Origin of the sequence: Polaribacter vadi (genome assembly GCF_018861005.1) — a bacterium.
Lineage (GTDB): Bacteria > Bacteroidota > Bacteroidia > Flavobacteriales > Flavobacteriaceae > Polaribacter > Polaribacter vadi_A.
In genome coordinates, this window is record NZ_JAHKQL010000002.1 from 254,621 (window position 1) to 260,883 (window position 6,263).

Genomic DNA, 6,263 nt, shown 5'->3' on the forward strand with positions numbered 1-6,263 from the left:
TTGTGCGCTTATTCTTTTTCAGATAAAGTTTTAATAATACCTGAAAGTGTTTGTCCACCAGACTGTAATGCTGAAATAACATTCTTAGCTGGAGACTGTAATAATCCAACGATTTCACCAATAAGTTCTTCTCTAGATTTAATATCTACTAAAGCATCTAATTGATCATCACCAATGTAAACAGATTCTTCTGCAAAAGCACCTTTTAAAATAGGTCTATCTTTTACTTTCTTTCTGAATTCTTTGATTAATTTTGCTGGAGCATTAGCTGCTTCAGAAATCATCATTGATGTATTACCTTTTAATACTGATGGTAAGTCTTCAAATTCTTTATCTGAAGCTTCCATTGCTTTTGCAAGTAATGTATTTTTAACAACTGATAACTGGATCCCTGCTTTAAAACAAGCTCTTCTTAAATTAGAAGTAGTTTGTGCATCTAATCCTGAAATATCTGCTAAGTATACTGTATTTGTGTTTGCTAATACTGCTGTTAAATCTTGTATTACTTGTGATTTCTCTTCTCTAGTCATAATTATAAGTTTTAACGTATTAAACAGTTTTTACTTCAACAGCAATACTAGGACTCATAGTACTAGACATAAAAACGCTTTTTACATACGTTCCTTTTGCAGTTGTAGGTTTCAATTTAATGATAGTTTGTATTAACTCGTTTGCATTTTCTTCAATCTTCTTAGCATCAAAAGATACTTTTCCAATTGCTGCGTGAACAATACCAGTTTTATCAACTTTAAAATCGATTTTACCAGCCTTTACATCTGTAACCGCTTTTGCAACATCCATTGTTACAGTACCTGTCTTTGGGTTTGGCATTAAACCTCTAGGACCTAATATTCTACCTAATGGACCTAATTTCCCCATAACACTAGGCATTGTTATAATTACGTCTACATCTGTCCATCCTCCTTTAATTTTTTGAAGGTACTCATCTAACCCAACATAATCTGCACCAGCTGCCTTTGCATCTGCTTCTTTATCTGGAGTTACTAATGCTAATACTTTTACATCTTTACCTGTTCCATGAGGTAATGTTACAACACCTCTAACCATTTGATTAGCTTTACGTGGATCTACTCCTAAACGAATTGCTAAATCTACTGATGCATCAAACTTTACATTAGTAATGTCTTTGACTAGAGCTGAAGCAGCTGCTAAATCATAAGATTGAGTTTTATCAACCTTAGCGTAAGCTTCTTTTTGCTTTTTTGTTAATTTTGCCATTTTACTACTTTTTATAAAGTTTATGCTGGTGCATCACCTTTTACTGTTAATCCCATAGAACGAGCTGTACCTGCAATCATACGCATTGCTGAAGAAACTTCAAAGGCATTTAAATCTACCATTTTGTCTTCTGCAATTACTTTAATTTGATCCCAAGTAACTGATGCTACTTTCTTCCTGTTTGGTTCTCCTGAACCTTTTTTAATTTTGGCCGCTTCTAGTAACTGAACTGCTGCAGGAGGAGTTTTTACAACAAAATCAAACGATTTGTCTTTGAAAACAGTAATAACAACAGGTAAAACTTTACCTTGTTTGTCTTGCGTTCTTGCATTAAACTGTTTACAGAACTCCATAATGTTAACACCAGCAGCTCCTAAAGCGGGTCCAACCGGCGGCGATGGATTCGCTGCGCCTCCCCTTACTTGTAACTTAACTACTTTACTAACTTCTTTTGCCATTTTAAAAATGTTTAATGATTTATTTTAAGTTGGAAGCCAAAAAATAAATCTATATATTTGTGTAACAATTATATTTTTTCTACTTGCATATAACTTAATTCTAATGGTGTTTTTCTTCCGAATATTTTCACCATTACTTCAAGTTTACGCTTTTCTTCGTTTACTTTCTCTATAGTTCCGTCAAATCCATTAAAAGGACCATCTACAACTTTTACTGTTTCTCCTTGGTTATAAGGAATTGCAATATTTTCATCTTGAACAGAAAGTTCATCAACCTTACCTAGCATTCTGTTTACTTCAGACTTCCTCATAGGCACAGGCTCACCACCTTTTGTTTCACCTAAAAACCCAATAACACCAGTAATTGCTTTGATAACGTGAGGGACCTCACCAGATAGATTAGCCTCTACCATTATATACCCTGGAAAATAAACTCTTTCTCTATTAACTTTTTTTCCGTTTCTTATTTGAACAACTTTTTCTGTAGGAACAATAACCTGATTTACATAATCCGATAAACCTACTCTAGAAATTTCTGTTTCAATATAATTTTTAACTTTATTCTCTTGTCCTCCAATGGCTCTAACAACATACCATTTCATCACTGAATCAGCCATAATTTATTTCTTAAAATAATTTGAAAAAGTTATCTAATCCAGTTTGAAAAACATAATCTATACCAGCAACTGCTAATGCGAATACAATTGTAAAAACAGCTACAGTAACAGTAGTTTTTTGGGCATCTTCTTTAGATATCCAAGTCATATGGTTACTTAATTCGTCAAAAGAATCTTTGATATATTGTATAAAGTTCATCTTACTTATTTTGTTTTGCACGGATTGAGGGACTCGAACCCCCGACACCTGGTTTTGGAGACCAGTGCTCTACCAACTGAGCTAAACCCGTCTCTATTATTTATTCATAAAGGCGTCCCATTAAAAATGGGACACCCTTTAAATTTATAAATTAGTAAACTAAAACAATATTAGTCTAATAATTCAGTAACTTGACCAGCACCTACTGTTCTACCTCCTTCACGGATTGCAAAACGTAAACCAACATTTAATGCGATTGGCTGAATTAAGTCTACTGTAATAGTTAAGTTATCTCCTGGCATAACCATTTCTACACCTGAAGGTAAATTAATTGTACCTGTAACATCCGTAGTTCTTACATAAAACTGTGGACGGTAGTTATTATGGAATGGAGTGTGACGTCCACCTTCTTCTTTCTTAAGAACATAAACCTCAGCTTTAAACTTAGCGTGAGGAGTTACAGAACCTGGCTTACAGATTACCATACCTCTTTTAATATCTTCTTTTGCAATACCTCTTAATAAGATACCAGCATTATCTCCTGCCTCACCTCTATCTAAGATTTGACGGAACATTTCAATACCAGTAATAGTAGAAGACATTTTCTCAGCTCCCATACCAATAATATCAACAACATCTCCTGTATTAGCAATACCAGTTTCGATACGACCTGTAGCCACAGTTCCACGACCAGTAATTGAGAATACATCCTCAACAGGCATTAAGAAATCTTTATCAACCTCTCTTAAAGGCTCTTCAATCCAAGCATCTACTTGCGACATTAATTCCAACACAGTATCAACCCATTTTTGCTCACCATTTAAAGCCCCTAAAGCAGAACCAGAAACAACAGGACCATTATCTCCATCATACTCATAGAAAGACAATAATTCTCTAACCTCCATATCAACTAATTCCAAAAGCTCTTCATCATCCACCATATCAACTTTGTTTAAGAAAACAACGATACGTGGAATACCTACCTGACGACCTAATAAGATATGCTCTCTAGTTTGAGGCATTGGACCATCTGTAGCAGCAACCACTAAAATAGCTCCATCCATTTGAGCAGCTCCTGTAACCATATTCTTTACATAATCCGCGTGACCTGGACAGTCAACGTGTGCATAGTGACGATTAGCAGTTTGATACTCTACATGAGAAGTATTAATTGTAATACCTCTTTCTTTTTCTTCTGGTGCATTATCAATCTGATCAAAAGATCTAGCTTCAGAAAATCCTGCATCAGCTAATACTTTAGTAATAGCCGCAGTTAAAGTTGTTTTACCGTGATCTACGTGTCCGATTGTACCAATATTTAAGTGAGGTTTCGAACGGTCAAAAGTTCCTTTTGCCATAATTATTGATTTTAATTCTTAGTTTAAATATATTTAGTGTCTAATAATACTTTTTAAAAATGAGCCAATGACGGGATTTGAACCCGTGACCTCATCCCTACCAAGGATGCGCTCTACCAACTGAGCTACACCGGCTTTGTTGATTTTTTTTGAGCGAAAGACCGGGTTCGAACCGGCGACATTCAGCTTGGAAGGCTGACGCTCTACCAACTGAGCTACTTTCGCAAAATGTAAATTTGTGGGGAGAGCAGGATTCGAACCTGCGAAGACGTAGTCAACGGAGTTACAGTCCGTCCTCGTTGGCCGCTTGAGTATCTCCCCTTCAATTTACTATTTTAATGAACTTATTGTTTTTGAGCCGATGGAGGGACTCGAACCCACGACCTGCTGATTACAAATCAGCTGCTCTAGCCAGCTGAGCTACATCGGCTTTTGTTACACAAAAAACAACCCGCTATTTCTAACGGATTGCAAATGTATAAAGTTTTTTTACATTTAAAAACTTTTTTTAATCTTTTTTTTATTTTTTTTAAAATTTAAGAAATCAATGAATCTCGATGCTTTTCTTTTGACCTTTTTAATTGTCTTTTTAAGTTATCTACAGCTGCATTAATACCTTCTTCAAAAGTTTTAGTTTCTCTTTTTATAATCAACTCACTACCAGGAATATTAATTTTTACTTCTGTAATTTTATTTTCTTTATCACTAGTATTTTGAACTTTTAAAAAAACTTCAGCGTCAACTATCTTGTCATGAAACCTACTTAAAGTTGATACTTTCTCGTCTACGAATTTAATTAATTCTTTGTCTGCATTAAAATTAACGGATTGGGTGAATACTTTCATACTTCATTGTTCTTTTTATTGCTCCTAGGGTGAGCTTGATTATACACTCTTTTAATTGCCTCTAAACTATTATGAGTATAGACTTGTGTTGAAGCTAAAGATGAATGCCCTAGCAACTCTTTAACTGAATTTAAATCTGCCCCTTCATTTAAAAGATGTGTCGCAAAGGAATGTCTTAAAATGTGAGGGCTCTTTTTCTCTTTAGAAGAGACTCTACTAAAGTAAGAATTTATTATTCTGTAAACAAGATTTTCATAGATTTTATTTCCTTTTTCTGTGATAAAAAGCTCTTCTAAACCTATAGAGAATTCTTGCTTTAATTTTAAATATTTTTTTAAAGTTTGACTTACAGATTTTAACAAAGGAATATACCTTTCTTTATTTCTTTTTCCGAGGACTTTAATTGTACTTTCGGATAAATTAATATCTCTTTCTTTTATATTGATGAGTTCTATTCTTCGAATTCCTGTGGAATAAAAAAGTTCAATAATTAATTTATTTCGGACGGAAGTAAAATCGCTTTGATGTGAAACTAAATTTATAACTTCACTTATTTCTTTTGTATTAAAAGGTACTTGAATCTTTTTTTCAACTTTTAAAGCTTTGTGTTTTGAAAGTGGATTAATTTCAATCTGATGCGTTTTCTGAAGATACTTATAAAAAGACTTTAAAGAACTTACCTTTCTATTAATTGAACGATTGGAAATTTTTAAATCGACTAAAGAAACAATCCAAGTTCTAATTTGATTGTAATGTACTTCTGATAAATTCTCTTGATTGAATTCAGTTGCTAAGAAATCTCTAAATGAAATTAAATCGTTCTTGTATGCTGTAACTGTATTGTGAGCATATTTTTTTTCTAGCGATAAATATTCTAAGAAAGAATCTATCATTTAGTTGATAAAAATTTATGTGTTATTTGATTTAATTTAAAAAATACCAACCTTTATTTTACGAAAAACAAAATTTCTAGTTTTCTTAAAATATTACTTAATTAATTAAAAGACTTGTGGTCTTTTGTAAAATTACAAAAAATTAACCATAAAAAAACTCGTATCAAAATTATTTGATACGAGTTTGTATTTTGCTTTTCAGTTTTACTAACCTACTTCTTCTTGCGTTCTTAATCTTTGTACGTATGAAGCTTTTATTCTTTGAGCTCTTTTAGCAACAGATGGCTTTGTAAAGTTTTTTCTGTTACGTAAGTTTTTCATAGTCTTTGTTCTGTCAAACTTTCGTTTGTAACGTTTTAAAGCTCTATCTATATTCTCTCCTTCTTTTACAGGTATAATTAACATTGGTTGGCACCTCCCTTCATAAGTATCTTATATATTTTAAAAAACAGTTAAACTGCTGATTTATAATTTTTGGATTGCAAATGTAATTATTAATTATTAATTACAATTTTTTATTTCAATTAATTTTTTGAAGTAACTTTTTGCGTTAGGGATTGAACGACCTGTTTGAGCTCTTTTGAGGTACGAAAAAAGCGAGTAGTGAAAGCCCGACCTTTAGGTAACGCCCAGAATAGCAGTTAGCAGTTAGCA

Annotated in this window: 9 protein-coding genes and 5 tRNA genes; all 14 read right to left on the reverse strand. The window is 33.0% G+C overall.

All coding sequences use genetic code 11. From position 1 onward, the window contains the following. Window positions 1-8 precede the first annotated feature (8 nt). The 14 genes from rplJ to rpsU all read right to left on the reverse strand — a co-directional run bounded on the left by rplJ (window position 9) and on the right by rpsU (window position 6,014). Window positions 9-530 carry a 50S ribosomal protein L10 gene (gene rplJ / locus KO506_RS01885; protein ID WP_215993211.1) on the reverse strand — a complete coding sequence of 174 codons (522 nt, stop codon included), beginning with the start codon at window positions 528-530 and terminating at the stop codon, window positions 9-11. 19 nt (window positions 531-549) lie between these two features. After that, complete coding sequence (gene rplA, locus KO506_RS01890) at window positions 550-1,239, reverse strand: 50S ribosomal protein L1 (protein ID WP_068357673.1); 690 nt, start codon at window positions 1,237-1,239, stop codon at window positions 550-552. Window positions 1,240-1,259: 20 nt separating this feature from the next. Then, window positions 1,260-1,697 (reverse strand): 50S ribosomal protein L11, encoded by a 438-nt coding sequence (gene rplK, locus KO506_RS01895; RefSeq protein ID WP_068357676.1) that lies wholly within the window; start codon window positions 1,695-1,697, stop codon window positions 1,260-1,262. A gap of 68 nt (window positions 1,698-1,765) precedes the next feature. Beyond that, window positions 1,766-2,314: a transcription termination/antitermination protein NusG gene (gene nusG, locus KO506_RS01900; RefSeq protein ID WP_068357679.1), complete on the reverse strand. Its 549-nt coding sequence runs from the start codon at window positions 2,312-2,314 to the stop codon at window positions 1,766-1,768. A 10-nt stretch (window positions 2,315-2,324) separates the two neighbouring features. Next, on the reverse strand, window positions 2,325-2,513 hold the full coding sequence (secE, locus tag KO506_RS01905; RefSeq protein ID WP_015480735.1) for a preprotein translocase subunit SecE: 189 nt from the start codon (window positions 2,511-2,513) through the stop codon (window positions 2,325-2,327). 18 nt (window positions 2,514-2,531) lie between these two features. After that, window positions 2,532-2,604 (reverse strand) — tRNA-Trp (locus tag KO506_RS01910). A 79-nt stretch (window positions 2,605-2,683) separates the two neighbouring features. Further along, window positions 2,684-3,871: an elongation factor Tu gene (gene tuf / locus KO506_RS01915; protein WP_215993212.1), complete on the reverse strand. Its 1,188-nt coding sequence runs from the start codon at window positions 3,869-3,871 to the stop codon at window positions 2,684-2,686. 62 nt (window positions 3,872-3,933) lie between these two features. Then, window positions 3,934-4,006 (reverse strand) — tRNA-Thr (locus tag KO506_RS01920). A gap of 17 nt (window positions 4,007-4,023) precedes the next feature. Beyond that, a tRNA-Gly gene (locus tag KO506_RS01925) sits at window positions 4,024-4,096 on the reverse strand. 14 nt (window positions 4,097-4,110) lie between these two features. After that, window positions 4,111-4,192: transfer RNA gene (locus KO506_RS01930), tRNA-Tyr, on the reverse strand. A gap of 35 nt (window positions 4,193-4,227) precedes the next feature. Further along, window positions 4,228-4,301 (reverse strand) — tRNA-Thr (locus tag KO506_RS01935). A gap of 106 nt (window positions 4,302-4,407) precedes the next feature. After that, complete coding sequence (gene hpf, locus KO506_RS01940; protein ID WP_068357685.1) at window positions 4,408-4,716, reverse strand: ribosome hibernation-promoting factor, HPF/YfiA family; 309 nt, start codon at window positions 4,714-4,716, stop codon at window positions 4,408-4,410. Next, window positions 4,713-5,609, reverse strand: a complete 897-nt coding sequence (locus KO506_RS01945) for a tyrosine-type recombinase/integrase (RefSeq protein ID WP_215993213.1) — start codon at window positions 5,607-5,609, stop codon at window positions 4,713-4,715. Before KO506_RS01945 ends, hpf begins: the two co-directional genes overlap by 4 nt. 207 nt (window positions 5,610-5,816) lie before the next feature. Further along, window positions 5,817-6,014 carry a 30S ribosomal protein S21 gene (gene rpsU / locus KO506_RS01950; RefSeq protein WP_015480739.1) on the reverse strand — a complete coding sequence of 66 codons (198 nt, stop codon included), beginning with the start codon at window positions 6,012-6,014 and terminating at the stop codon, window positions 5,817-5,819. Window positions 6,015-6,263: the final 249 nt, after the last annotated feature.

Excerpts from the sequence above, each read along its gene's own strand:
- nusG (WP_068357679.1), bottom strand. The coding sequence starts at position 2,314 with ATGGCTGATTCAGTGATGAAATGGTATGTTGTTAGAGCCATTGGAGGA.
- secE (WP_015480735.1), bottom strand. The coding sequence starts at position 2,513 with ATGAACTTTATACAATATATCAAAGATTCTTTTGACGAATTAAGTAAC.
- rpsU (WP_015480739.1), bottom strand. The coding sequence starts at position 6,014 with ATGTTAATTATACCTGTAAAAGAAGGAGAGAATATAGATAGAGCTTTA.
- hpf (WP_068357685.1), bottom strand. The coding sequence starts at position 4,716 with ATGAAAGTATTCACCCAATCCGTTAATTTTAATGCAGACAAAGAATTA.
- rplK (WP_068357676.1), bottom strand. The coding sequence starts at position 1,697 with ATGGCAAAAGAAGTTAGTAAAGTAGTTAAGTTACAAGTAAGGGGAGGC.
- tuf (WP_215993212.1), bottom strand. The coding sequence starts at position 3,871 with ATGGCAAAAGGAACTTTTGACCGTTCGAAACCTCACTTAAATATTGGT.
- rplJ (WP_215993211.1), bottom strand. The coding sequence starts at position 530 with ATGACTAGAGAAGAGAAATCACAAGTAATACAAGATTTAACAGCAGTA.
- KO506_RS01945 (WP_215993213.1), bottom strand. The coding sequence starts at position 5,609 with ATGATAGATTCTTTCTTAGAATATTTATCGCTAGAAAAAAAATATGCT.
- rplA (WP_068357673.1), bottom strand. The coding sequence starts at position 1,239 with ATGGCAAAATTAACAAAAAAGCAAAAAGAAGCTTACGCTAAGGTTGAT.